1 protein-coding gene is annotated in these 259 nt (G+C 62.9%); it reads left to right on the top strand.

Going from position 1 to position 259, the window contains the following annotated elements; translation table 11 throughout:
- Window positions 1-259 (top strand): immunoglobulin-like domain-containing protein (locus tag KW840_RS28355; protein ID WP_218498470.1); only part of this gene is annotated, 259 nt, incomplete at both ends.

Below are 259 nucleotides of genomic sequence, written 5' to 3'. Positions count from 1 at the left end.
CGGTCATTACCATCGAGGCGGGCCAGACCAGCGGCAGCGTGAACGTCCCGACTGCGGCCAACGACGTCTATAACAACGGCAGCACCGTCAGCACCACCATCACCAGTACCACCGGCGGCAACTTCGAAAACCTGGTGCCGAACACCACGCCAGCCGTGACCACCATCACCGATTCCGTGGACAACACCGGGCTGACCCTCACCGCCACCGGCAACATCACTGAAGGCGGCCAGATCACCTACACCGCGACCCTGAGCAA

Source organism: Pseudomonas sp. PDM30, assembly GCF_019218985.1.
Classification (GTDB): Bacteria; Pseudomonadota; Gammaproteobacteria; order Pseudomonadales; family Pseudomonadaceae; genus Aquipseudomonas; species Aquipseudomonas jessenii.
Note: the sequence above shows the minus strand (reverse complement) of the source record. Positions and strands in the feature narration are given on the sequence as shown.